28 protein-coding genes are annotated in these 21,722 nt (G+C 72.4%); 17 read left to right on the top strand and 11 right to left on the bottom strand.

Translation table 11 applies throughout. The features are described 5' to 3' along the window. Nucleotides 1–30: 30 nt before the first annotated feature. Complete coding sequence (locus HUX53_RS23075) at nucleotides 31–618, bottom strand: HAD family phosphatase (RefSeq protein WP_176405313.1); 588 nt, start codon at nucleotides 616–618, stop codon at nucleotides 31–33. A gap of 128 nt (nucleotides 619–746) precedes the next feature. On the opposite strand from HUX53_RS23075, the gene HUX53_RS23070 reads away from it, so the two are divergent. Both HUX53_RS23070 and HUX53_RS23065 read left to right on the top strand, forming a co-directional pair. After that, nucleotides 747–1,415: a TetR family transcriptional regulator gene (locus tag HUX53_RS23070; RefSeq protein ID WP_176405312.1), complete on the top strand. Its 669-nt coding sequence runs from the start codon at nucleotides 747–749 to the stop codon at nucleotides 1,413–1,415. A 179-nt stretch (nucleotides 1,416–1,594) separates the two neighbouring features. Next, nucleotides 1,595–1,822 carry a hypothetical protein gene (locus tag HUX53_RS23065; RefSeq protein WP_176405311.1) on the top strand — a complete coding sequence of 76 codons (228 nt, stop codon included), beginning with the start codon at nucleotides 1,595–1,597 and terminating at the stop codon, nucleotides 1,820–1,822. A gap of 127 nt (nucleotides 1,823–1,949) precedes the next feature. On the opposite strand, the gene HUX53_RS23060 is transcribed toward HUX53_RS23065, so the two are convergent. Together HUX53_RS23060 and HUX53_RS23055 are read right to left on the bottom strand one after the other, a co-directional pair. Continuing rightward, entirely contained in the window at nucleotides 1,950–2,249 is a 300-nt protein-coding gene (locus tag HUX53_RS23060; RefSeq protein ID WP_176405310.1) for a Dabb family protein, read from the bottom strand. Between the two features lie 24 nt (nucleotides 2,250–2,273). Further along, a complete protein-coding gene (locus HUX53_RS23055) occupies nucleotides 2,274–2,729 on the bottom strand; it encodes a flavodoxin family protein (RefSeq protein WP_176405309.1) in 456 nt (151 codons plus the stop codon). A gap of 151 nt (nucleotides 2,730–2,880) precedes the next feature. Between HUX53_RS23055 and HUX53_RS23050 the strand changes: the two genes are divergently transcribed. The 5 genes from HUX53_RS23050 to HUX53_RS23030 all read left to right on the top strand — a co-directional run bounded on the left by HUX53_RS23050 (nucleotide 2,881) and on the right by HUX53_RS23030 (nucleotide 7,958). Next, nucleotides 2,881–4,530, top strand: coding sequence for a phosphatidylglycerol lysyltransferase domain-containing protein (locus HUX53_RS23050; RefSeq protein ID WP_176405308.1), 1,650 nt, complete (start codon nucleotides 2,881–2,883; stop codon nucleotides 4,528–4,530). Between the two features lie 67 nt (nucleotides 4,531–4,597). Further along, nucleotides 4,598–5,758: a serine hydrolase domain-containing protein gene (locus tag HUX53_RS23045; protein ID WP_176405307.1), complete on the top strand. Its 1,161-nt coding sequence runs from the start codon at nucleotides 4,598–4,600 to the stop codon at nucleotides 5,756–5,758. A gap of 23 nt (nucleotides 5,759–5,781) precedes the next feature. Continuing rightward, nucleotides 5,782–6,462, top strand: coding sequence for an endonuclease V (locus HUX53_RS23040; RefSeq protein ID WP_176405306.1), 681 nt, complete (start codon nucleotides 5,782–5,784; stop codon nucleotides 6,460–6,462). A gap of 17 nt (nucleotides 6,463–6,479) precedes the next feature. After that, entirely contained in the window at nucleotides 6,480–7,118 is a 639-nt protein-coding gene (locus HUX53_RS23035) for a TetR/AcrR family transcriptional regulator (RefSeq protein WP_255205535.1), read from the top strand. 78 nt (nucleotides 7,119–7,196) lie between these two features. Beyond that, nucleotides 7,197–7,958 (top strand): glucose 1-dehydrogenase, encoded by a 762-nt coding sequence (locus HUX53_RS23030; RefSeq protein ID WP_176405305.1) that lies wholly within the window; start codon nucleotides 7,197–7,199, stop codon nucleotides 7,956–7,958. A gap of 36 nt (nucleotides 7,959–7,994) precedes the next feature. On the opposite strand, the gene HUX53_RS23025 is transcribed toward HUX53_RS23030, so the two are convergent. Then, a complete protein-coding gene (locus HUX53_RS23025) occupies nucleotides 7,995–9,368 on the bottom strand; it encodes an amidase (protein WP_309237385.1) in 1,374 nt (457 codons plus the stop codon). A gap of 74 nt (nucleotides 9,369–9,442) precedes the next feature. On the opposite strand from HUX53_RS23025, the gene HUX53_RS23020 reads away from it, so the two are divergent. Together HUX53_RS23020 and HUX53_RS23015 are read left to right on the top strand one after the other, a co-directional pair. Then, nucleotides 9,443–10,000: a TetR/AcrR family transcriptional regulator gene (locus HUX53_RS23020; protein WP_176405303.1), complete on the top strand. Its 558-nt coding sequence runs from the start codon at nucleotides 9,443–9,445 to the stop codon at nucleotides 9,998–10,000. Nucleotides 10,001–10,348: 348 nt separating this feature from the next. After that, complete coding sequence (locus HUX53_RS23015; RefSeq protein ID WP_176405302.1) at nucleotides 10,349–10,801, top strand: SH3 domain-containing protein; 453 nt, start codon at nucleotides 10,349–10,351, stop codon at nucleotides 10,799–10,801. Here HUX53_RS23015 and HUX53_RS23010 read toward each other — a convergent pair. The 3 genes from HUX53_RS23010 to HUX53_RS23000 form a co-directional block, all read right to left on the bottom strand. Continuing rightward, nucleotides 10,789–11,034: a hypothetical protein gene (locus HUX53_RS23010; RefSeq protein WP_176405301.1), complete on the bottom strand. Its 246-nt coding sequence runs from the start codon at nucleotides 11,032–11,034 to the stop codon at nucleotides 10,789–10,791. The genes HUX53_RS23015 and HUX53_RS23010 overlap by 13 nt on opposite strands. 64 nt (nucleotides 11,035–11,098) lie before the next feature. Further along, on the bottom strand, nucleotides 11,099–12,445 hold the full coding sequence (locus HUX53_RS23005) for a HAMP domain-containing sensor histidine kinase (RefSeq protein WP_176405300.1): 1,347 nt from the start codon (nucleotides 12,443–12,445) through the stop codon (nucleotides 11,099–11,101). Then, nucleotides 12,442–13,128: a response regulator transcription factor gene (locus HUX53_RS23000; RefSeq protein ID WP_176405299.1), complete on the bottom strand. Its 687-nt coding sequence runs from the start codon at nucleotides 13,126–13,128 to the stop codon at nucleotides 12,442–12,444. The genes HUX53_RS23005 and HUX53_RS23000 overlap by 4 nt, the downstream gene beginning before the upstream one ends. 27 nt (nucleotides 13,129–13,155) lie before the next feature. On the opposite strand from HUX53_RS23000, the gene HUX53_RS22995 reads away from it, so the two are divergent. From HUX53_RS22995 to HUX53_RS22975, 5 genes are all read left to right on the top strand, one after another. Next, nucleotides 13,156–13,680 (top strand): hypothetical protein, encoded by a 525-nt coding sequence (locus HUX53_RS22995; RefSeq protein WP_176405298.1) that lies wholly within the window; start codon nucleotides 13,156–13,158, stop codon nucleotides 13,678–13,680. 24 nt (nucleotides 13,681–13,704) lie between these two features. After that, nucleotides 13,705–14,304, top strand: coding sequence for a sulfite oxidase-like oxidoreductase (locus tag HUX53_RS22990; RefSeq protein WP_176405297.1), 600 nt, complete (start codon nucleotides 13,705–13,707; stop codon nucleotides 14,302–14,304). Continuing rightward, nucleotides 14,274–15,029 carry a ferredoxin reductase gene (locus HUX53_RS22985; RefSeq protein ID WP_176405296.1) on the top strand — a complete coding sequence of 252 codons (756 nt, stop codon included), beginning with the start codon at nucleotides 14,274–14,276 and terminating at the stop codon, nucleotides 15,027–15,029. Before HUX53_RS22990 ends, HUX53_RS22985 begins: the two co-directional genes overlap by 31 nt. A gap of 1 nt (nucleotide 15,030) precedes the next feature. Then, entirely contained in the window at nucleotides 15,031–15,315 is a 285-nt protein-coding gene (locus HUX53_RS22980) for a DUF6510 family protein (RefSeq protein ID WP_176405295.1), read from the top strand. A 246-nt stretch (nucleotides 15,316–15,561) separates the two neighbouring features. Then, nucleotides 15,562–16,713: an RNA-guided endonuclease TnpB family protein gene (locus HUX53_RS22975; RefSeq protein ID WP_176405294.1), complete on the top strand. Its 1,152-nt coding sequence runs from the start codon at nucleotides 15,562–15,564 to the stop codon at nucleotides 16,711–16,713. 80 nt (nucleotides 16,714–16,793) lie between these two features. On the opposite strand, the gene HUX53_RS22970 is transcribed toward HUX53_RS22975, so the two are convergent. Beyond that, nucleotides 16,794–17,417 (bottom strand): PaaI family thioesterase, encoded by a 624-nt coding sequence (locus HUX53_RS22970; protein ID WP_176405293.1) that lies wholly within the window; start codon nucleotides 17,415–17,417, stop codon nucleotides 16,794–16,796. Nucleotides 17,418–17,567: 150 nt separating this feature from the next. Here HUX53_RS22970 and HUX53_RS22965 point away from each other — a divergent pair, with 150 nt between their 5' ends. Continuing rightward, nucleotides 17,568–18,059, top strand: a complete 492-nt coding sequence (locus HUX53_RS22965) for a DUF4870 domain-containing protein (RefSeq protein ID WP_309237384.1) — start codon at nucleotides 17,568–17,570, stop codon at nucleotides 18,057–18,059. A gap of 1 nt (nucleotide 18,060) precedes the next feature. Here the strand turns inward: HUX53_RS22965 and HUX53_RS22960 are convergent, their stop codons facing one another. Continuing rightward, a complete protein-coding gene (locus HUX53_RS22960; RefSeq protein WP_176405291.1) occupies nucleotides 18,061–18,744 on the bottom strand; it encodes a cyclase family protein in 684 nt (227 codons plus the stop codon). Between the two features lie 45 nt (nucleotides 18,745–18,789). Here HUX53_RS22960 and HUX53_RS22955 point away from each other — a divergent pair, with 45 nt between their 5' ends. Then, nucleotides 18,790–19,617 (top strand): HipA family kinase, encoded by an 828-nt coding sequence (locus tag HUX53_RS22955; protein ID WP_176405290.1) that lies wholly within the window; start codon nucleotides 18,790–18,792, stop codon nucleotides 19,615–19,617. Next, entirely contained in the window at nucleotides 19,614–20,015 is a 402-nt protein-coding gene (locus HUX53_RS22950; RefSeq protein ID WP_176405289.1) for a DUF3037 domain-containing protein, read from the top strand. Before HUX53_RS22955 ends, HUX53_RS22950 begins: the two co-directional genes overlap by 4 nt. Here the strand turns inward: HUX53_RS22950 and HUX53_RS22945 are convergent. Beyond that, nucleotides 20,012–20,920 carry a hypothetical protein gene (locus tag HUX53_RS22945; RefSeq protein ID WP_176405288.1) on the bottom strand — a complete coding sequence of 303 codons (909 nt, stop codon included), beginning with the start codon at nucleotides 20,918–20,920 and terminating at the stop codon, nucleotides 20,012–20,014. The two genes, HUX53_RS22950 and HUX53_RS22945, sit on opposite strands and share 4 nt — an antisense overlap. Nucleotides 20,921–21,055: 135 nt before the next feature. After that, the gene (locus HUX53_RS22940; protein WP_176405287.1) at nucleotides 21,056–21,709 is read right to left on the bottom strand and encodes a hypothetical protein; all 654 of its coding nucleotides are present in this window, start codon (nucleotides 21,707–21,709) and stop codon (nucleotides 21,056–21,058) included. Nucleotides 21,710–21,722: the final 13 nt, after the last annotated feature.

The following is a 21,722-nucleotide window of genomic DNA, read 5'->3' as shown; positions in this document are numbered from 1 at the left end:
GGGCCGCCACCGCGTCAGCGGGTCAGGGCGTCAGCGGGTCAGGGCGCGGATCTGGGTGGGGCCGGTGAAGAGTTCGGCGTGCATGCCGACCTCGCGGGCGGCGACGATGTTGCGGTCGGTGTCGTCGAAGAAGAGGACGTCGGCGGGCTTGACGCCGAGGCGCTCGGCGCAGATCTCGTAGGCGCGCGGGTCGGGCTTGGCCACGCCGATCCTGCACGAGTAGACGAGCGCGTCGAAACGGTCGAGCACGGCGCCGTGCCTCGCCTCGAAGCGGGGCACCAGGTCGCCGATGATGTTGGAGAGCAGCCCGAGCGTGCGGCCCTCGTCGGCGAGGTCGTGGACGAGGGCGACCATCTCGTCGTCGACGTCCGTCCAGCTGTCCAGGTCGGCCTCGATCAGGGCGGGGACGTCGGGGAACCGGGCGCCGAGGCGGGCGGCGACGTCCGCCCAGTAGGCCGCGCTCTCCTGGCCGGCGTCGTAGCCGGGGCGGCAGCCCCAGTAGGCGTCCCAGAACGCGGGGCCGGACGTCCCGGCGATCTCCTCGATCCGCGCGATCGCCGCCGGGGTCTGGGTGCGGGCGATGACTCCGTACAGGTCGAACACGATCACATCGGGCATGTGCCCGAGCCTATGCGGCGCGCGCGAGATACCTCGCCCGTACCCGTAGCAAGCGCTTGGTAATTGGCCGTAACCTGGGGCGGCGACCGAATCGAGCAAGCGGTTGGGCGGCACGGCATAATGAGAGGGTGACGACCACGAGCGCTAAGTCCGGACGATCCAGAACCCGTGCCGCGGGCGAGGGCGGTCCCCGCCGGCGCGGCCGGGGCTCCTCGGCCCTGGCGTCGGAACGGCGCGAACACCTGGTCAAGCTCGCCGCCGAACTCTTCGCCGAGAAGGGCTTCCAGGCCACCACGGTCCGCAACATCGCCGACGAGGCGGGCATCCTGTCCGGCAGCCTCTACCACCACTTCGACTCCAAGGAGTCGATCGTGGACGAGATCCTGGCCGGCTTCTTCACCGAGATCATGGCCTCCTCCCAGGCGGTGCTCGAGGAGGGCCGCAACCCGCGCGACACCATCGCCGGGCTGGTCCGGGTCGCGTTCGGCACCCTGGAGCCGCACCGGGCGGCGATCACGGTGATGCAGAACGACTGGAACTACCTCAAGGGCATGGACCGGTTCACCTACCTGATCAAGTCCGAGGACGAGGTCGAGAAGATGTGGGTGGACACGCTCCGGGCGGGCCAGCGGGACGGGTTCTTCCGCCAGGACCTCGACCCGACGCTGACCTACCGGATGATCCGCGACACCGTGTGGGTGGCCGTCCGCTGGTTCCGGCCGGGTGGCGGGCTGAACGCCGAGGGCCTCGCGGAGCACTACCTCAAGGTCATGTTCGACGGCATCAACCTGCACTAGCCCCGCGCGTCGCCCCTTTCGGCCCGCCGAATACTTCGGTTCGGGCACATCCGGCGCGGTATCCCGCAGTGAGCACCCCCTAACCCCCATAGTGTGCTTAGTCACAAATTGCCGAGTAGGGGTGACGCATTGGCCCGTGGGGACGCTGTTACCGGAGTGATCGACCGGGGGAGGGCGGCATGACGGCTCACCAGGGCGCCGGCCGCGACGAGCCCACGCCCCCGGCCCTGCGCGCCGCGACGGCGCGCGCTCTGCAGGAGACGTTCCCGGGAGTCCGCGTCTGGTACGGCGAGGCGACCGGATCGTGGTGGGCGATGGTGCCGCTGCGGGACGGCCCGCGGCTGGTGGAGGCGCAGACCCCGCAGCAGCTGCGCGAGGAGATCATGAGCGTGCGCGGCTTCGGCTGAGCCCGGCCGGCGCACCTCGGTGCGCCGCCCGCCGGGAACGGGGCGCGATCCGTTCCCAGCGGGCGTCTCTGCTGAAACTAACCCGAAACGGGTTTGGAAACAAGCACTTGCTCGGTTTTATTGTTTCTCACGTCTCATACTGGATCGCGGCGCGCTCCGCCGCGATCGGCGTGATGAACGCGTCGACGACCGCGCGGTGCGCCGGATGGTCGCGGTAGACGAGGTAGGCGTCGCGGTCGGCGAAGTCCGCGACGACCACGAACTCGTAGCCGCCGGGGTTCACGCCCGCGTTCACCCCGAGGCTGTACGCCCCGATCTCGGGGATGACGCCGGGCAGCTCGCCCAGCTTCGCCGCGACCTCGTCCTGCTGGCCGGTCGTCGTCCCCTCGGCCCACTTGAACATCACCACATGACGGAAACCACTCATGCGGGAAAACTACCGGCCGCCCCCTCAGACGCCGCCGAGTTCCGCCGCCGTGATCGCGCCGAGTTCCCAGCACGCCTCAAGATCGGCCTTGCCGGGCTCGCCCGTCACCACCACCGGCGGCTGGACGGGCTTCCACTTCAGCCCCGTGGTGATGGAGTCGAGCGCCCGCAGCGCGCCGGTCGCGTCGTTGTTGCCGTGCAGGAACGCCCCGAACGGGCGGCGGACCGTCTCTTCCAGGCACGGGTAGTAGATCTGGTCGAAGAAGTGCTTCAGCGCCCCGGAGAGGTAGCCGAGGTTGACCGGCGAGCCGAGCAGGTAGCCGTCCGCCTCCAGGACGTCCACGGCGGTCGCCGCCAGCGCCGCGCGGGACACGATCTCCACGCCCTCGATCTCGTCGGTGGACGCGCCCGCGCGCACCGCCTCGAACATCGCCTGGACGGACGGGGAGGGCGTGTGATGGACGAGCAGCAGCCTCTTCATCACCTCGACACTAGTGGTGTCCCCCTCCCCTGGCCGGGTACGGCCACGCTGCGGATCCCGGCGTAGGCTGCGATGGGAGGCATATTCAACGTCCGGCCCGGGGAATGAGTTCCAAAGGATCTTGGTTGGGGGCTCAACGGAGGTGTCCGTCGTGCAACCAGGGAAACCGCTCGCGCACACGGCCGTGCGGCCGGTGTGGCCGCTCGCGCTGGTGACGGCGCTCGTCGCCCTGCTCATCGCGGTGCCGGCGCTGCCCGGCTCCCCGCAGTGGCTCGGCCGGCTGTCCCGGATCGTCACCGGCAGCCCGCTCGCCCCCGCGCACGCCATCGCCCTCGGGCTGGCGCTCGCCCTCGTCGCCCGCGGCGTCCTGCTGCTGCGCCGCGCGGCCTGGTACGGCCTCGTCGTGCTGGTCGGGCTCGGCCTGCTCGCCGTCGTCACCGGCGAGGATCCGCTGTGGCGGCTGCCGATCCTCGGCGCCGTCCTCGGCGGGCTGTGGCTGGAGCGCGACCGGTTCCCGGTGCGCCCGCACCACGAGCGCGTGCGCACGGCGGTGAAGACCGGCGCGCTGCTGGTGATCGCCGCCATCGCCGTCTCGCTGCTGTTCGGCGGGGTGTCGGTCCGGTCGGTCGGCGCCGTCGCCGCCGGTCTCGGGTCCACCGGCGCGCCGCTGGACGGGGCGTCCTGGCTGCCGGGCCTGCTCGGCCTCGCCGGGGCCGCCGGGCTGCTCGTCCTGGTCACCACGCTGCTCGCGCCCGACCCCGCGCCGCCGCCCGGCGACGAGCGGGAGCGCCGCCGCGTCGCGGGCCTCGTCGCGCACCCCGGCTCCGACACCCTCGCCCCGTTCGCGCTGCGCCGCGACAAGGCGTACGTGTTCAGCGCCGACGGGCGGGCCGCGCTCGGCTACCGCGTGCTGTTCGGCGTCGCGGTCGCGGGCGGCGACCCGGTCGGCGACCCCGCCTCGTACGACGACGCCGTCCGCGCGTTCCTCGCGATGTGCCGGACGGCGGGCTGGCGCCCGGCCGTCCTCGGCGCGAGCGACGGGCTGCTGCCCGCCTGGGGGCCGTGCCGCACGATCGGGTTCGGCGACGAGGTCGTCGTCCGCCCCGGCGAGTTCACGCTGACCGGGCGCCGGATGCGCAACGTCCGGCAGGCGGTGAAGCGCACCGAGAACGCGGGGGTCACGTCCCGGATCGTCCCGGAGCGCGAGCTCACGCCCGCGCTGCGCGGCCGGCTGCTGGACGTCGCGTCCCGCTCCCTCGGCGGCGCGGCCGAACGCGGCTTCTCCATGAACCTGGACGAGCTGCTCACCGGCTACCACCCCGGCGCGGTCGTCGCGGTCGCCTACGGCGAGGGCAAGGAGCCCATCGCGTTCCAGCGCTACGTCGCCGCCGGGCAGGGCATCAGCCTGGACGCGATGCGGCGCAGCCCCGGCGGGCCGAACGGCGTCAACGAGCGCCTCATCGTCGAGATGATCGAGTACGCGGCCGAGCACGGCCACGGCGTCGTCTCGCTGAACTTCGCCGCGTTCCGGGAGCTGCTCGACAGCGGCGAGCGCGGGCTGCTGGAGAGGGCCGGCTACCAGGCCCTCCACCTGCTGGACCCGTGGATCGCCGTCGAGTCGCTGTACCTGTTCAACAAGAAGTTCAGGCCGTCCTACAAGCCGCGCAACGTCGTCTTCCGCTCCTGGTTCGACATCGCGCTGCTGGCCGCCGCCCTGCTGACGCTGGAGTTCGGCCGCACCCGGCTCGCCCAGCCCGCGGCAGAGCCGCTGACCGAGCCCGTCCACCATCTGGGCCGCTGACCGCGCCGGCCCGGCGGGGAATCCTAGAACGTGATTCTATGGAGGACCCGTCGAGAGGAATGCGGCCATGGGCACTGTGCAGGGACACTGCGATCCGGCGTTCGCCGCCGTCCGCGAGGTGTTCGAGCGGAACTTCGCCGAGGGACGCGAACTGGGCGCCGCCGTCGCCGTCTACGCGGGCGACCGCAAGGTCGTCGACCTGTGGGGCGGCGTCGCCGACCGCCGCACCGGCCGCGAGTGGCTGCCCGACACGCCCTGCTTCGGGTTCTCCTGCACCAAGGCGGTCACGGCCGCCGCCGCGCTGCTGCTCGCCGAGCGCGGCGCCTACGACGTGGACGGCCCGGTGACGGACTGGTGGCCGGAGTTCGGCGCCGAGGGCAAGGGCGGCGCGACCGCCGCGCACCTGCTGTCGCACCAGGCGGGGCTGCCTGCGTTCGCCCGTCCGGTGCCGGCGGAGGAGGCGGCGGACGCTCCGGCGCTCGCGGCGGAGCTGGCCGCGCAGAAGCCGGAGTGGACGCCCGGCGAGGCGCACGGCTACCACGCGCTGACCTACGGCTGGCTCGCCGGCGAGATCGTCCGGCGCCACTCGGGACGGACGGTCGGCGCGTTCGCCGACAACGAGTTCACCCGCGACCTCGACCTGTGGATCGGCTCCCCCGACGCCGTGATCGAGCGCGCCGCGAAGATGTCGGCGGCACGGCGCGGCGCCGCCGACTCCCCCAAGGTTCCCGACCACGACATGCTGACGCGTCTCGCCGCCGCGTACACCGACCCGGACAGCATGATGAACCGGGCGCTGAACAGCCCGCATCCGGGCAAGGGCGGCTACAACAACCCGGTCGTGCTGCGCGCCGGCTGGCCGTCCGCCGGGATGCTCGCCACCGCGCCCGCGTTCGCCGCCTTCTACCGCGACCTCGTGGCGGGCCGGATCGTGCGCCCGGACACGCTGCGGGAGGGGATCCGCCCGCACGTCTCCGGCCCGGACCGGACGCTGCTCGTCGACAGCTCGTTCGGGCTCGGCTTCATGCGTCCGTCCCAGACATTCTTCGTCCCGGCGGCGGGACGGGAGTCGGCGTTCGGGCACACCGGCGCGGGCGGCTCGATCGGCCTCGGCGACCCGGACGCGGGGCTCGCGCTGGCCTACCTGCCGAACATGATGGGCGACCAGGTGTCCGGCGACCTGCGCGCCTACCGGCTGGCCCAGGCCGCCTACGCGTCGCTGTCCTAGCCTCCCCGGTAACGTGCCGGGACATGGAGGTGCGCGAGCTTCACGCCTGGCCGTCCACGGCCGAGGAGGCGGAGGCGATCCAGGACCGGCTGCGTCCGATGCTCGACCTGTCCGTCCCCGGGCCGGTCGCGCCGCGCACCGTCGCGGGGCTGGACGTCTCCTACGCGGGCGACGGCGGCGGGGCACGGCTCGCCGCCGCGGTGGTCGTCCTGGACGGTACGACGCTGGAGGTGCTGGAGGAGTCGGTCGCCGTCGGCACGGCCGCCTTCCCGTACGTCCCGGGCCTGTTCGCGTTCCGTGAGCTGCCGACGCTGCTCGACGCGCTCCGCGGCCTCACGACCACGCCCGACCTGCTGGTCTGCGACGGGTTCGGGGTCGCGCATCCACGGCGGTTCGGGCTCGCCTGCCACCTCGGCGTCCTGACCGGGCTGCCGACCATCGGCGTCGGCAAGACCGCCTTCATCGGCACGTATGCGCAGCCGGGCGCGCGGCGCGGGGACGCGAGCCCGCTGCTGGACGGCGGCGAGGTCGTGGGACGTGTGCTGCGCACGCGGGACGGTGTGAAGCCGGTGTTCGTGTCCGTCGGGCACCGCGCCGACCTCGATACGGCGTGCCGGAACGTCCTCGCCCTCACGCCCGAATACCGGCTGCCGGAGACCACGCGCAGGGCCGACCGGCTGTCCAGGGAAGCCCTCACCGGGTAGCGTTGTGCCCCGCGGAGATGGCAGGCTCGTCCCTAAGCCAGGCGGCGACCACCGCAGGTCGTCCGCTGAACCGCTGGACGGTGCCCATGGACACCCGCCCGATGCGGGCCGACGCCCGCCGCAACTACGAGCGACTCATCACGACCGCCCGCACCGCCTTCATGGAGCACGGCACGGGCGCGTCCCTCGACGACATCGCCAAGCGCGCGGGCGTCGGCTCCGGGACGCTGTACCGCCACTTCCCCACCCGGGACGCGCTGCTGCACGCCGTCCTGCGGGAGCGGATCGACGGGCTCCTCGCGCACGCCGACGAGCTGACGGCCCGGCCGGACGCCGAGGAGGCGCTGGGCCGGTGGCTGCGCACCTACCTCGCGGGCGCGGCGACCCCGCGCGGCACCTCCACCGTGATCATCGAGGCGATGTCGGCGGAGTGGGCCGACACCGGCCTCGGCGCCGCGGCCGCCGCGATCTGCGACGCGCTCGGCCGGCTGCTGGAGCGGGCGCAGCGGGCGGGGGCGATCCGCGCCGAGATCGACCCGCGCGACCTGCTGCGGCTCACCAACGCGATCGGCGTCGCGTCCGAGCGCACCCCCGATCCCGGCGCGTACGCCGACCGGATGCTGGCGCTGCTCTTCGACGGCCTGCGCACCGGTTGAGGCGGCCGGGGGCGCCTTGTTCGGTTGACCAAGCGTTCGCTAGGTTACTGGGCAGGCAACCGGCTTCGAGGAGCGTTGATGGGGCAGCTTGACGGCAAGGTGGCGCTGATCACCGGTGGTGCGCGCGGGATGGGCAAGTCGCACGTCCGCCGGTTCCTGGACGAGGGCGCCAAGGTCGTGTTCGGAGACGTCCTGGAGGAGGAGGGCGCCAAGCTCGCCGCCGACCTCGGGGACGGCGCCCGGTTCGTCCGGATGGACGTGACCTCGCCGGACGACTGGCAGACCGCCGTCGAGACCGCGACGACCGCGTTCGGCGCGCTGAACGTCCTGGTCAACAACGCCGGGATCATCCGGCACAAGACCATCGAGGACATGGCGCTCGACGAGTTCCGCCAGATCCTGGAGGTGAACCTGGTCGGCCAGTGGCTCGGCGTGAAGACGGTGACCGCGCCGATGCGGGCGGCCGGCGGCGGCTCGATCGTCAACGTCTCCTCCACCGAGGGCTTCATCGGCGCGTCCGGCCTCGCCGCCTACAGCGCCAGCAAGTTCGGCGTCCGCGGCCTCACCAAGTCCGCCGCCCGCGAGCTCGGCCAGTACGGCATCCGGGTGAACTCCATCCACCCCGGCGGCGTGGTGACCCCGCTGTTCATGCAGGACGACATCATCGCGGCGAAGGCCGGCAGCGCCGACGCGTTCATGCAGTCGCTGCCCCTCGGCCGGATGGCCAAGTCCAAGGAGGTCTCGGGGCTGGTCGTGTACCTGGCCTCGGACGACTCGTCCTACTGCACCGGCAGCGAGGTCCTGGTCGACGGCGGCATGCTGACCGGCGCGGGGTACTGACCAACGGCGGGCCGCTCCGCGCGGCCCGCCACGCTTTCAGGGACGCCGTTCGGTCCACCCTTCGACGGCCTCCAGCTGGGCGGCGAGCGAGATGAGCGTGGCCTCGTCGGAGTCGTGACCGAGAAGCTGGGCCCCAATCGGCAGACCGCGCTTGGTGAACCCCGCAGGCACGTTCACGCCGGGCCACCCCAGCACATTCCACGTCCACGCATAAGGGCAGGCCGCCGCGACACCCGACTGCGTCCTCTGGTAACCGGCGCCGTCGAAGGCCCCGACCCTCAACGGCGGCTGAGCGGTGGTCGGCGTCATCACCACGTCGGCGAACCGGAAGATGCTCCCGACCCTCCTCCGCAGATACGGGTCCATTCTCTTCGCCAGCGGCAGCAGCCGTTTCCCGACGACCCGGCCGATGCGCGCCTCGACCTCCGTCCGGTGGTCGGGCCGCGCGTTCGGCAGGGAATCCAGCCAGTCCGCGACACCGGCGGTGCCGCGCGGAATGAGCCCGAGCCCCACGAGCCCATAGTCGGGGTCGGCGGGGAAGACCTTGTGCCCCAGATCGGTCAGCCTCCGCGCCAGCCGCTCAACGGCCTTCCGGATCTCGGGATCGAGCTTCCCGCTGACTCCGAAGGCCGTCCTGTACGAAACGGCGATCCGCAACCGCCTCGGCTCCCGCCTGGCGGCCTCGGCGAACGACGTCACCGGCGAATCGATCTGATACACATCGTCGGGATGGCTTCCGCTGATGACATCGAGCATCAAAGCGGCGTCCTCGACGCTCCGCGCCAGTGGCCCCCACACCGTGATCCCGTTGAACGGATCGGTCTGCGGATACCCGGAGACCCGTCCCCGCTGCGGTTTGATGCCCACCAGCCCGGTCCAGGCCGCCGGAATGCGAATCGACCCGGCCCCATCGGACCCGACCGCCCCCGCGACCATTCCCGCCGCCACGGCCGCCGCCGAACCCCCCGACGACCCACCCGGCGTGTACTCGGGATTCCACGGGTTCCGGGCGCACCCGAACTCCGCCGACTCACTGAACGGCCACAATCCCAGCTCACAGGTCGTGGTCTTCCCGACGATGACGGCCCCGGCCGCCCGCAGCCTCCGCACGACCTCCGCGTCCCGCTTCGCCGGCAGGTGGTCCCCGGCCACCGCGAACGGCGTGGTCTCCCCCGCCAGGTCCGTGTCGTCCTTGATGGCCACGGGCACCCCGAGCAGCGGCAGCCGGTCCCCGTCCGCGAGCCGCTTGTCCGCCTCCAGCGCCTCCTGCGCCGCGGCCTCGGCCCGCACCACCCGGAACGCGCCGAGCGACTCCTTGCGCCCGATGACCTCCAGGCTCTCCTCCACCAGCTCGCTGGACGACACGTCGCCCCGCGCCAGCGCCTCCGCCTGCCCCGCCAAGCCCAGCACCACACGACCTCCCGCTATCGTTCGTTCGAACGAACGATACTGAACGCACCAACGGTAGGGAAGACTGTGCACCGATGAGCGCCCGCGACCAGATCCTGCAAGCCACCCTCCGCCTCATCGGCGAGCGAGGGATCGGCGCCGTGACCAACCGCGCCGTCGCCCGCGCGGCCGGCGTCTCCCTCGGCTCCCTCACCTACCACTTCCCGAGCCAGGAGGACCTCCTCCGCGAGGCCCTGCACACCTTCGTGGAAGAAGAGATAACCCGCATAACCGCCTACGTCACGGCGCTGGCCGATTCCGGCATGGCGCCCGTCCAGGCCCCCGACCAGGTCGAGAAGGCCATCCTCGACTTCACCGACGGACCCGAGCAGATAGCGAACCTGGAACTCCACCTGCACGCGGCCCGCGACCCGTCCCTGCGCGAAACCTCGAAACGGTCCGTAGCGGCCTACGACGGACTCGCCACCGCCGTCCTCAAGGCCCTCGACATCCCGGACCCGGAACGCCACGCCCCCGCGGTCGTCACCATGCTCTACGGCCTCGCCATCCGCCGCCTCGCCACCGGCGACACCACCGCGACCGGCACCGCCGACGCCTTCCGCCTCCTCCTGCTGGGCGCCCTTCCCCGCTGAAAAAGGATTCTGGCCCGCACGGCCCCAGAGCGGGGTTACGAGGCCGTGCGGGCCAGAAACCTGTCTCAATCAGGAACCTCAGTCGGAACCTCAGCCGACGTTCGCTTCGCTCTCCGCCTGTGCACCTCCGCCGTCTCTTCAATCTGACACCCGCAACGCTATGCCGCGCGGACCCCCCGCAGAACGCCTTTAAGCCTCACTTAGGGAAGGGCTGAGCCACCCTTATCCAGTGCCCTCAAGGGGCGATGACCCCGGTCGGCCAAGAAGAGTCTTCGTTACATTGTGTCCCTCTTATGTGACTCTGGGTAATGTTCTGACTGCATGTCGGACGAGACCTGGAGGGGATAGATGCGTGTAGGGACGAAGCTCGGTGCGGGGCTCGCGGCGGGCGTGCTCGCCTGGGGGACGCTGAGCGCCGGGGCGGCCGCCGAGGCGCAGCCGCCGCCGCAGCCGCAGCCGGGGCAGCAGGAAGAGGAAGGGCACGGGCCCGGGGCCATCGTGGTGGGGCCCGAGGGCGCCGCCAAGGCGATGGACCGGCTCCTCACCAGGGACGAGGAGCGCGTCCGCTGGTGCTACGGGAGGGTCCTGCCCGCGAACGGCCTGAACGTCCGCACCGGGCCGGGCCTCGGTTACACGAAGGTCTACGCCCTGGAGCACGGGACGCGGGTCCGCACCGACTGGAACACGATCCAGCGCCGGGACGGATACCTGTGGGTGCGGATGAGGCACCAGCGCTGGATCGCCGACTACAAACTCGGTAACGGCAACGGCAAGTGGTACATCAAGTACTACAACTGCTGAGCGCTCTCCGACCGGGCCGCCGCCCCACCGGGCGCCGGCCCGGTCTTCGCTGCCGGGCAGGCGACGCGGACGATCTGGATCTCGTACGAGCTGGGCGCCGTCGGGACGTTGCCGCTGGCGAGGATGGCGGCGACCGCGATGACCGCGGCGACGACCAGGCCCAGGACGGCGATGGCCGCGGCGGCCGCGTACTGGGAGCGGCGCGGCGCGTACGGGGAGCGGGGGCGCTTCATGGCCGCCAGGCTAGGGCCGCGCCGAGGCGCGGTCCTCGTGGTTAAGGCGGATTTAAGCCCGCCGTCAGGTCCGCGAGTGGCGGCGGCGGCCGACCAGGCGGCGGGAGCGGCGGGCGGGCGGCAGCCAGCGGGTCCGGAACCACATCTGCACCTGCGCGCCGCCGAGGACGCTGCGGTGGATGCGCAGGTAGCCGCCGCTGGACTCGGCGGCGCGGCGGGCGATGTCCAGGCCGAGGCCGGTGGAGCCGCCGCCGCTGCTGCCGCGCTTCAGCGCCGCGTCCGGGTCGGCGATGCCGGGGCCGCCGTCGGCGACGAGGATGCCGGTGACGCCCTGCCCCTGGTGGAGGGTGACGACGAAGCCGGTGCCCTCGGCGGTGTGCCGGAAGATGTTGCCGAGCAGCGCGTCGACGGCGGCGGCCAGCTCGGTGCCGGGGACGGGCAGCGGCGCGGGCCCGTCGGCGCCGATCAGCTCGCAGGAGCGCCCCTCGTCCTCGGCGAGGACGGACCAGAACGCGACCCGGTCGCGCAGCACCTTGGCGGCGTCGCAGCTGCCCCGCCCGGTGGGCCGCCGGACGGTCCGGATGATCTGGTCGACCTCGCGTTCGAGGCGGTCGACGGCCTCGCGGGTCTGCTCGGCGACCGGGCCGTCGCCGAGCGCCTCGGCGTTCAGCCGGAGCGCGGCCATCGGGGTGCGCAGGCGGTGCGACAGGTCGGCGGCCATCTCGCGCTCGGCCGACAGGAGCTGGACGACGTGGTCGGCCATCGCGTTGAACGCGAGCCCCGCCTCGATCAGTTCGGGCGGCCCGTCCGGTTCGATGCGGACGGACAGCTCGCCGTCCCCGAAGGCGCCCGCCGCCTCGGCGAGCCGCCGGGTGGAGCGGATCATGCGGTTGCCGAGCCGGTCGGCGACGGCGACGGACCCGGCGACGAGCGCGCAGGCGACCGTCGTCATGACGAGCCACGCCTTCCACACGCCGCGCGAGAGGTCGTCGTCCGGCAGGAACACCTCGACGACGGCGGTGCGGCCGGCGTCGAGCGACACCGGCTGGAGGAGCGCGTACCCGCCGTTGACGCTGGCGGTGTAGGAGCGCCCGCGCCGCCCGGCCTCGGTGAGCTGCTCGGGGCGGGCGCTGAAGTCGCCGTGCGCGTTCTTCGGGACGAGCCCGCCGTCCGGCAGGTGCACGGTCATCCGCCCGGCGGCGCCGGCCTGCGTGCTGGCGACGGCGCGTTCGAGGGCGGCGGGGTCCTCGGTGACGACGAGGACGGGGCCGAGCGCGCTGGCCTGCCGCTCGGCGGTGGTGAGGGCGCGGTCCCGGGCGATCTCCCGGATGGTCAGCGCGAGCGGGATCAGGAACGCCAGCGCGACCATCGAGGTGACCGCCAGGGACACCAGGACGAGCGTCTTCCTCATGAGCGCGGGTCGGGTTCGGCCAGCCGGACCCCGACCCCGCGCACCGTGTGCAGGTAGCGGGGGGCGGCGGCGGTCTCGCCGAGCTTGCGGCGCAGCCAGGACAGGTGGACGTCGATGGTCTGGTCGTCGCCGTACGCCTGCCGCCACACCTCGGCGAGCAGCTCGCGCCGCGCGACCACCCGGCCGGGCCGGGCGGCGAGGTAGGCGAGCAGGTCGAACTCGCGGCGGGTCAGCTCCAGGGAGTTGCCGTCCAGCAGCGCCTCGCGCCGGTCGAGGTCGATGTGCAGGCCGCCGACGCTGAGCTCGGCGGTCGGCCCGGACCGCGCCGACCGGCGCAGCACCGCCGCCAGCCGGGCGCTGAGGTGCTCGATCGAGAACGGTTTGATGAGGTAGTCGTCGGCGCCCGCGTTCAGTAACCGGACGATCTCCGGCTCGTCGTCGCGCGCCGTCGCGATGATGACCGGGACGTCGGAGATGCCGCGCAGCATCTTCAGCACCTCCGCGCCGTCGAGATCGGGAAGCCCGAGGTCGAGCACGACGACGTCGGGGGGCGCCTGCGTGACCTCGCGCAGGGCGTCCATCGCGGTCCCGACGCTGCGCACGACATGCGACCGCACGCTCAGTTCCCGAATCAGGGCGGTCCGGACATTAGCGTCATCCTCGACCACCAAAACACTCGCCATGGCGGAACCGTATGCCACCATGTGCCCATGCGTCGCGCAATGTCGTATGTTGCCCCGTGGGCCGGGGTGACCGCGCTCGCGGTGGCCTTCTCGTGGCTCGGGGTGCGCGACGTCGTCCGCGGCGCGGTGTCGGAGCGGTCGGCGCCGCCGCCGATCGCGGGGCCCGTCATCCACTCCAGCCCGTCCACGCCGCCGGGGCCGACGACGATCGGGTCGCCGACCGCGCGGCCCAGCCCGCCGGACGGCGAGGACAGGGCGCCCAAGCCGTCGAAGTCCGCGAAGCCGCCGCCGGCCAAGCCCGACCATCCGCAGAAGACGCCGAAGACGCCCGACAACGTGCGCAGTTACGCCACGCGCGGCGGGCGCGCCGCGATGTCCATCGAGAAGGACCGGGTGCGGCTCGTCTCGGCGACGCCGAATCCCGGGTACGAGACGCGCGTGACGCAGGCCGAGGGATGGCTCCGCGTCGACTTCCTCAACGACAAGCACACCTCGTCGGTCATCGCGTCCTGGTACGAGCACGATCCGATCGTGAAAGTCTACGAATACTGAGCCGAGGCGGGGAACAAGGACGCCATGCCCATCATTTCCCGCGGATTCCGCGGACGGCGGCCTTCCGGCGACCACGAACTCCCGCCGGGCCAGTACGAGACGTTCGACTTCCCGGTGCTGTCGGCGGGTCCGACCCCGCACGTCCCGCTGGACGAGTGGGAGTTCACCATCGGCACCGAGACCGGCACCGAGTACCGCTGGACCTGGGACGACCTGATGGCGCTGCCCGCCGAGACGCCCACGGTCGACCTGCACTGCGTCACTAAATGGTCAAAATTCGACACACAATGGCGGGGCGTTTCTTTGGACGTTCTTTTCGAGGACGTGGAGAGCGCCGCCGACTTCACTCTCGTCCACTCCTACGGCGGCTACACCACGAATCTCCCGCTGGAGGATCTGCTCGGCGGCAAGGCGTGGATCGCCTACTGCTACGACGGCGAGGAACTGCCCGCGGAACACGGCGGCCCGGCCCGGCTCCTCGTCCCGCACCTGTACTTCTGGAAGTCGGCGAAATGGGTACGTGGAATCCGGCTCGGGCTTGAGGACGAGCCCGGGTTCTGGGAGACCGCCGGCTACCACGACTACGGAGACCCATGGCGCGAGCAGCGGTACCAGGGCGACTAGGCGGGCGGCTGCGCTGGCAGGCCGCCGAGCTGCTGGAGCGGCGCGCCGAGACCGCGACGGCCGTCACGCTGGTCTTCGACGTGGCCGGATGGCCCGGCCACGTGGCGGGCCAGCATGTGGACGTCCGGCTCACCGCCGAGGACGGTTACAGCGCGCAGCGCAGCTACTCGGTCGCGTCCTCGTCCGACGGCGAGCGCGTCCAGCTGACGGTCCAGCGCGTGGTGAACGGCGAGGTGTCGCCCTACCTCGTCAGCGAGATGATGCCGGGCGACCTGGCGGAGATCCGCGGGCCCGTGGGCGGCTGGTTCGTGTGGCGGCCCGAGCAGGCCGAGCCGGTCCTGCTGGTCGGGGGCGGCTCCGGCATCGTCCCGCTGATGTCCATGATCCGGACGCGCCGGGCGGCCGGCAGCCGGGTGCCGTTCCGGCTGCTGCAGTCGGTGCGCGGCCCCGACTACCGGTTCTACGCGACCGAGCTGTACAAGGGCTCCCCCGGCCTGGACGTGACCTACCTGTACACGCGCAGCACCCCGGCCGGCGGGACGCGCCCGGCGGGACGGCTCACCCCCGACGACCTCGTCCGGCACGGGTGGCCCGCCGACTTCGAGCCGACCTGCTACGTGTGCGGGCCGACCGGGTTCGTCGAGAACGCCGCCGCCCACCTCGTCCTGCTCGGCCACGCACCCGGGAACGTCCGGACGGAACGCTTCGGCCCCAGCGGAGGATGACATGGCGATCCTTGACGACCGGCGCGACGCCTTCACCGACGGCAACGCCATCGCGGGCCCGCTGGCGGAGATCTTCGCGGTCGACGTGACGGCCGCCGAGAGCCGCTGCGCCGGCTGCGGGCGCACCGGGCCGGTCGCCGCGCTGCGCGTCTACGGCCGCGCGCCCGGATTCGTGGCACGCTGCCCGGGATGCGATCACATCGTGCTGCGCCTGGTCCGCGGCCCGGGCACCGTCTGGCTCGACATGCGCGGCACGATCGCGCTCGCCGTCCCGGTGGACGGCTGACCGACGCGCTTCGGATGGTGGCGCCCGGAAGCCCCCACGGAGAAGAAGGCGCCCTTCTCCACGCGCGCGATGCCGATAGGTGCGGTGTCCCTGATGGCCGGAGGTGTAGTCGCGGTGGGGCCGGGCTAGGTACGGCCATCATGGCCGTCCGACTGGGGGGCCTCGACATCGCGGCTGCGGCCGGGATCGGCTGCGTCATCTTGAACTCACCGCAATAGCCTGGACACACAATGTTATGGTTCAGGCGTGAAACTGGTGGTGCAGGTCGAACTACTCCCCGACACCGCCACCGCGGCGGCGTTGTGGGAGACGCTTAAGCTGTGCAACCAGGCCGCCGGGCACGCCTCCCGCCGCGCGCACGCCACCGGCGTGACCGGTAAGACCGCGCTGCAGCGGCTGGTGTACGGCGAGTTGAAGGCGATGGGCCTGTCTGCGCAGCCGGCGATCCACTGCGTCCGCAAGGTCGCGGGGGCCTACGCCACGCTGGCCGAGAACCTGAAGGCCGGCAACTACGGGCCGGTCGGCTCGCGGCGCCGTGCCCGGGTGGAGGGCACGCCGGTCCGGTTCCGCAAGGACGCCGCGCAGCCGTTTGACGACCGGTCCCTGTCCTGGCAGATCGCTGAGCGCACCGTGAGCGTCTGGACGGTCCGCGGCAGGCTCCAAGGCATCCCGTTCGCCTGCTCGGTCGAGCAGGCGGCGCTGCTGGCAGCCTCTCGGCGGGGCGAATCGGATCTGGTGTGGCGCGGCGACTGCTTCTACCTGCACGCCACCTGCGACGTCCCCTCAGCCCCGGAATACATCCCGGACGGCTTCGTGGGGGTGGATCTGGGCATAGTCAACATCGCCACCACGTCCGACGGCACCGTCCACTCCGGTAAGCAGGTCAACCAGGTCCGCCACCGCAACCGCCGCCTCCGGCGGCGGCTGCAACGTAAAGGCAGCAAGTCGGCCAAGCGGCTGCTGCGCCATTTGTCGGGCCGTGAGGCGCGGTTCGCGGCCGACACCAACCACCGCATCTCCAAGCAGATCGTGACCGAGGCTCAACGCACCACGCACGGCATCGCCCTGGAAGACCTGGGCGGTATCCGTGCGCGGGTCCGGCTACGCAAGCCCCAGCGGGTCACCCTGCACACCTGGAGTTTCGCCCAGCTCGGCGCATTCATCACCTACAAGGCGAAACGCGCCGGGGTTCCGGTGGTCTTCGTGGACCCCCGTTACACCTCGCAGGGGTGCTCGTCGTGCGGCCACATCCATCGCAAGAACCGGCCCGACCAGGCCACCTTCAAGTGCACGTCGTGCGGCTTCGCTGAGCACGCCGACATCAACGCAGCCCGCAACATCGCCGCACGCGGCGCCGCGGGCTGGGCAGTGAGTCACGCTGCCGACGACGCGGCCTGACGCCCATTAGCCAGGTGGGCCAGTCAGAACTGCAAGCTCGACCCTTCACCTCAGGGTCGAGAAGCTGACGGACGTGTTCTTCAGCCGGCGAACCGCTGCGGCATGATGAACATCGCGGTGGCCTCCACCGTGACGCGGCCGTCCGGCCCGCAGATCGTCCCGGACGCGTAGACCTTGCGCCCCTCGACCCGGCTGGCCTTCGCCTCCACCGCGAGCGGCACGCCGAGCGGGGTCGGGCGGCGGTAGCGGGTCTCCAGGGTGGCGGTCATGCCGGGCGTGCCGGACGCGGCGGCCGCTATCCCGAGGACCTGGTCGAGCACCATCGCGGACACGCCGCCGTGCACGTACGACGGCGGGCCCTCGTAGACGGGGCCGAGCGTGAACTCGCCGCGGACGATGCCGTCCGAGCTGACCGTCAGCTCGACGGGCGGCGCGAACGGGTTGAGGGCGCCGGTGACGGGGTTGCCGATCTGCCGGTCCATGCGCCGCTCACTGGACGGGACGAACGGCGGCGCGTCCCGGCGGACGGCGGCGAGCCGCGCGGTCAGCGCCTCGATCTCGGCGGCGACGGCGGCGGCCTCCGCGGTGCCGGCCGCGGTGAGCACGGTGGCCTCGGCCAGCTCGCGGACGCGGGCGGCGAGGCCGCTCAGGGCCGCCGCCTCGTCCTCCCCCAGCACCGATCGCTCCATCGGGATCCCGCTCATCCAGCCTCCTCGCGGGGTCCGTCCCCCGCAGCACCGCCCATGACCGAACGAAATTCTAGAATAGCCGGGGAAACGCTCCGGACACCGGGCCCCGGTTCGGATAGATTCCTGCGGTACCCCCAGCCGCCCCAGACCCGCCGAGGACCAGCCGTGACGGACCAGCCTCCGCCGCCACCCGGGCAGCCGCCGCCCTACTCCGAGCCCTACGGGCAGCCGCCCGGCGGCTACGACCCGCGGTGGGGGTACGGCCCGCCGGGCGTCCCCTACGGCGTGCCGCAGCAGGGTCCCCCGGAGGAGACGACCTGGGCGATCTTCGCCTACCTCGGCAACGTGCTGATCAACTTCTTCCCGGCGCTGATCATCTACCTGGCGAAGAAGAACACCTCGCCGCTCACCCGGTTCCACGCGGCGCAGTCGATGAACCAGCAGCTGACCATGCTGATCCACTTCCTGGTGGTGGCGGCCTTCTGCGTGCCGCCGGCGATCGTCACCGAGACGTGGGGCCTGCTCGCCCTGCTGATCGTCCCGTACCTGGAGTTCATCGTCTGCAGCTGGGTGTTCATGATCCTGGGCGCGGTGAAGGCGGGCAAGGGGCAGTACTACCGCTTCCCCGCCTTCTTCTGCTTCCGCATGATCCGCTAGCTCAGACCAGGACGGCCCGGTCGTCCACGCGGGCCACGGCGCGTACCGGGGCGCCGTCGGCGGCGGCCAGGGCGATGGGGAAGAGCGAGACCTCGATCGCGCAGCCGTCGTCCTGGGCGTCCACGAGGCGATCCAGGCCGGTCAGGTTCTCGGCGATCACCGCGCCCGCCCCGCACAGGACGCGGTGGGCGGCCAGGGAGAAGTCGCCGGAGCCGGGCGGCGGGGTGCGGTCGACGCTGAGGGCGTCGATGCCCACCGTGCGCACCCCGGCCGCGATGATCGCCTCGGCGGTCTCGGGGACGGGGTACGGGTGGGCGAGGTAGCCGCCGGTCCCCCAGTGCCGCGACCAGCCCGTCGCGATCAGCAGGACGTCGCCGGGAGCGAGGCCGGACGGGAGCGCGTCCGGCGGTATGGGCGTGCGGGGCGGCAGGCCGCGGACGTCCATGACCACGGCCGGGCCGGTGAAGCGGGTCAGCGGCAACTCGTCCAGGCGGGGCAGGGAGTCGTCGATGTGGAACGGGGCGTCCACGTGCGTGCCGGTCTGCGACCCCATGTGCAGGCGCAGGACGTTCACCCCCGACTCGGCGGCCGTCAGGGCGGGGACCGCCTCCACCTCGGGATCGCCGGGGTACACCGGCATGCCCGTGGTGATCGGCACCGAAAGGTCGAGCAGCTCAACGCCCATGTAAACGATTATCCCGCCCGCACCCCCACCCGATAGCGTTGCGACGTGTTGCCACATGTGACGGCCATCCGATACGTGACGCCGCTCCGCGAGGGCGGTTCCCTGCCGGGCATCGTCGAGGCCGACGACCTCGGCACCTACGTCATGAAGTTCCACGGCGCCGGGCAGGGGCGCAAGGCGCTGATCGCCGAGGTGATCGCGGGCGAGCTGGCCCGCAGGCTCGGCTTCCGGGTGCCCGAGCAGGTGCTCATCGACCTCGACCCGGCCATCGGACGGCACGAGCCCGACCCCGACGTCCAGGACCTCCTCAAGGCCAGCCCCGGCTGGAACCTCGGCGTCGACTTCCTGCCGGGGTCGCTCGGCTTCGACCCGCTGGGCTGGAGCCCCGACGCGGACTTCGCGTCCCGGGTGCTGTGGCTGGACGCGTTCATCGGCAACGTCGACCGCAGCTGGCGCAACCCGAACATGCTCGTCTGGCACGGCGACGTGTGGCTGATCGACCACGGCGCGAGCCTCATCTTCCACCACGCGTGGTCGAACGCGGCCCGGCTGTTCGCCGGCCCGTACGACGTGGACGACCACGTGCTGACCCCGTACGCGACCCGGCTGGAGGCCGCCGAGGCCGAACTCGCCCCGCGGATCACCGAGGGGCTGCTGCGCGAGGTGACCGCGCTGGTGCCCGACCGGTGGCTGGAGGGAGAGCCCGGCTTCGCCGGCCCGGACGCGCTCCGCGACGCCTACGTCGACATCCTGCTGCCGCGCGCCGGCAAGCCGCGCGACTGGCTGCCCGACCTGGACGTCAGCGGCCACGGGCCGAACACGTCCGCGCGGCGTGGGGAGAACCGCCCCGGCTGGCTCGGCGGGCCGTCATGACCAATATCAGGACGGCCGGTGAGCCGACGGTGTTCGAGTACGCGGCGCTGCGGGTCGTCCCGCGCGTCGAGCGCGGCGAGTCGATGAACGTGGGCGTGGTGGTGTACTGCCGGGCGCTCGACTACCTCGGCTGCCGGACGCACCTGGACGAGCGCCGCCTGCTCGCCCTGGACCCCTCGCTCGACCTGGAGGGCGTCCGGGCCGCGCTCAAGGGCGTGGACGCGGTGTGCTGCGGCGGCGAGCGCGCCGGGCAGGCCGCCGCCGAGCCGCCGGGCCGGCGGTTCCGCTGGCTGACGGCGCCGCGCAGCACGATCGTCCAGCCCGGCCCGGTGCACGCCGGCCTCACCGCCGACCCCGCCGCCGAGCTGGAGCGGCTGCTCGGGCTCCTCGTCCTCTAGTCCCACTCCCAGCGGATGCCGTGGTAGCCGGCGGCCATGCCGAACTCGATGAAGTGGACGCTGTGGTAGCTGGACAGGCGCAGGTCGGCGGAGTCCTTCAGCGCGGTGTGGCCGTCGGGGCGCCACGTCCGGTGGCAGCGGGCGGGCAGCGCGGACGGGTGGAACCGCACCTCGATGAGGAACTCGTGCTGCGGGGTGCGGAAGCCGCGGCCCTCCTCGGTGATGGGCGGGCCCGTCTCGTCGAACCCGAACCCGTACTCCAGCAGGTAGGTCTCGCCGCGGCCGAGCGCCCGGTCGAACAGCAGCTCGGCGGCGATGAGCCCGCTGGCCTCGTCCATCCGGACGCGCCCGAACCGGCAGCCGCGCACGGTCCGCGAGGACGGCAGGACGCCCTGCGGGTGGTGGTAGACGGCGATCCACCGGTCGACGCCGCGCTGCTGCGCCTGGAACACCGCCCGGCAGCGGACCTCGCGCAGCTCCCGGCGGCGGCCGACGATGTACTGGTCGTGCAGGCTGAGCCCGGTGAGCAGCCGCTCGCCGCGGTCGCCGATCTCGTCCAGCAGGTCGCGGACGCCCGGCTCCGGGCACAGCTCCTCGACGGGCAGCCACGGCCCGGCGGACCGCTCGGTGGTGGGCCGCAGCAGCGTCAGCAGCGAGTGCCGCGGCAGTTCGAGGATGACCTCCAGGCCGCGGACGGCGCGCAGCGAGTCGGCGCGCTCGGGCCGGGTCCGACCGCGCTGCCAGTAGCTCAGCGTGGACAGGCTGACGGCGATGCCCTGCTCCTCCAGGCGGCGCCGCAGCGAGTCGAGGCTGAGGCCGCGCGCCTGGATGGCGGCGTGCAGGGCGACGTTGAACGGACCGTACTGGAGGACCTGTAGGAGATCGTCCTCTGCGACACTCTGCACCTGCGGCCTCCGGATCTGCTCCGGCCGGCCCCCGTCCAACGGCCTTGACTCCTGCGATTGCGACTTCCGCGCTCACTGTAAGGCCCATGGCCCCCGATGCCAACAGGCAACTTGTCACAACCAGGGGTCCAAAGGCTAGTGCCACTCCCATTCGACGCCGACGATGCCGCGCCGGACGGCGCCGACCGCGATGTTCGCGCTGCCGGACGTGCCGACCCACAGCTCGCCGAGCCGCCGCCGCGGGGCCTGCGAGGTCTCCGCGGTGAACCCGTAGCAGCGCGCGGGCAGCCGGTCGCCGTCGAACTGGACGATCGCCACGTAGTCGTGGACGGGATGGGAGAAGCGCCGGTCGTAGCTGTCGGACGGCGGCTCCCCCGCCGGGCCCAGCTCGTACTCGACGACCGCCGTGTCCCCCGCCGACAGCACCCGGTCGAAGACGAGCTCGAACGCCATCAGGCCGTCCTCGGCGCGGACGCGGCCGGGCCGGCAGTACCGCACGCCGGCGAGGCGGCCGTTCCCGCCGCCGTTCCCGCCGCCGGCCACCTGGTGGACGCAGACGATGCGGTCGATGTCGTCGCCCGCCGCGCGCAGGACGGTCCGGACCGACAGCGTCCAGGAGCGGCGCACCTCGTCCAGCCGGTAGACGTCGTGGATGCTGAGCCGCTCCAGCCGGTGGTCGCCGGACCGGTCGAGCTGCCCGACGAGGCCGGCGTAGCGCTCGGGGTCGGGCCACAGGTCCCGCACGCTGCGGGCCCGGTCCGCCGCGCCGACCGTCTCGCTGTACGTCAACGACTACAACACG

The sequence above is a fragment of the Actinomadura sp. BRA 177 genome (assembly GCF_013372625.1).
GTDB lineage: Bacteria > Actinomycetota > Actinomycetes > Streptosporangiales > Streptosporangiaceae > Spirillospora.
The sequence above is the reverse complement of the archived record's forward strand: the minus strand, read 5'-3'. Positions and strand labels throughout refer to the sequence as shown.

Bases quoted from the DNA above. Each gene is read 5' to 3' on its own strand.
- HUX53_RS23075 (WP_176405313.1), bottom strand. From the start codon at position 618: ATGCCCGATGTGATCGTGTTCGACCTGTACGGAGTCATCGCCCGCACC.
- HUX53_RS23065 (WP_176405311.1), top strand. From the start codon at position 1,595: ATGACGGCTCACCAGGGCGCCGGCCGCGACGAGCCCACGCCCCCGGCC.
- HUX53_RS23060 (WP_176405310.1), bottom strand. From the start codon at position 2,249: ATGAGTGGTTTCCGTCATGTGGTGATGTTCAAGTGGGCCGAGGGGACG.
- HUX53_RS23055 (WP_176405309.1), bottom strand. From the start codon at position 2,729: ATGAAGAGGCTGCTGCTCGTCCATCACACGCCCTCCCCGTCCGTCCAG.
- HUX53_RS23045 (WP_176405307.1), top strand. From the start codon at position 4,598: ATGGGCACTGTGCAGGGACACTGCGATCCGGCGTTCGCCGCCGTCCGC.
- HUX53_RS23040 (WP_176405306.1), top strand. From the start codon at position 5,782: ATGGAGGTGCGCGAGCTTCACGCCTGGCCGTCCACGGCCGAGGAGGCG.
- HUX53_RS23035 (WP_255205535.1), top strand. From the start codon at position 6,480: ATGGCAGGCTCGTCCCTAAGCCAGGCGGCGACCACCGCAGGTCGTCCG.
- HUX53_RS23030 (WP_176405305.1), top strand. From the start codon at position 7,197: ATGGGGCAGCTTGACGGCAAGGTGGCGCTGATCACCGGTGGTGCGCGC.
- HUX53_RS23020 (WP_176405303.1), top strand. From the start codon at position 9,443: ATGAGCGCCCGCGACCAGATCCTGCAAGCCACCCTCCGCCTCATCGGC.
- HUX53_RS23015 (WP_176405302.1), top strand. From the start codon at position 10,349: ATGCGTGTAGGGACGAAGCTCGGTGCGGGGCTCGCGGCGGGCGTGCTC.
- HUX53_RS23010 (WP_176405301.1), bottom strand. From the start codon at position 11,034: ATGAAGCGCCCCCGCTCCCCGTACGCGCCGCGCCGCTCCCAGTACGCG.
- HUX53_RS23005 (WP_176405300.1), bottom strand. From the start codon at position 12,445: ATGAGGAAGACGCTCGTCCTGGTGTCCCTGGCGGTCACCTCGATGGTC.
- HUX53_RS23000 (WP_176405299.1), bottom strand. From the start codon at position 13,128: ATGGCGAGTGTTTTGGTGGTCGAGGATGACGCTAATGTCCGGACCGCC.
- HUX53_RS22995 (WP_176405298.1), top strand. From the start codon at position 13,156: ATGCGTCGCGCAATGTCGTATGTTGCCCCGTGGGCCGGGGTGACCGCG.
- HUX53_RS22990 (WP_176405297.1), top strand. From the start codon at position 13,705: ATGCCCATCATTTCCCGCGGATTCCGCGGACGGCGGCCTTCCGGCGAC.
- HUX53_RS22985 (WP_176405296.1), top strand. From the start codon at position 14,274: ATGGCGCGAGCAGCGGTACCAGGGCGACTAGGCGGGCGGCTGCGCTGG.
- HUX53_RS22980 (WP_176405295.1), top strand. From the start codon at position 15,031: ATGGCGATCCTTGACGACCGGCGCGACGCCTTCACCGACGGCAACGCC.
- HUX53_RS22970 (WP_176405293.1), bottom strand. From the start codon at position 17,417: ATGAGCGGGATCCCGATGGAGCGATCGGTGCTGGGGGAGGACGAGGCG.
- HUX53_RS22960 (WP_176405291.1), bottom strand. From the start codon at position 18,744: ATGGGCGTTGAGCTGCTCGACCTTTCGGTGCCGATCACCACGGGCATG.
- HUX53_RS22950 (WP_176405289.1), top strand. From the start codon at position 19,614: ATGACCAATATCAGGACGGCCGGTGAGCCGACGGTGTTCGAGTACGCG.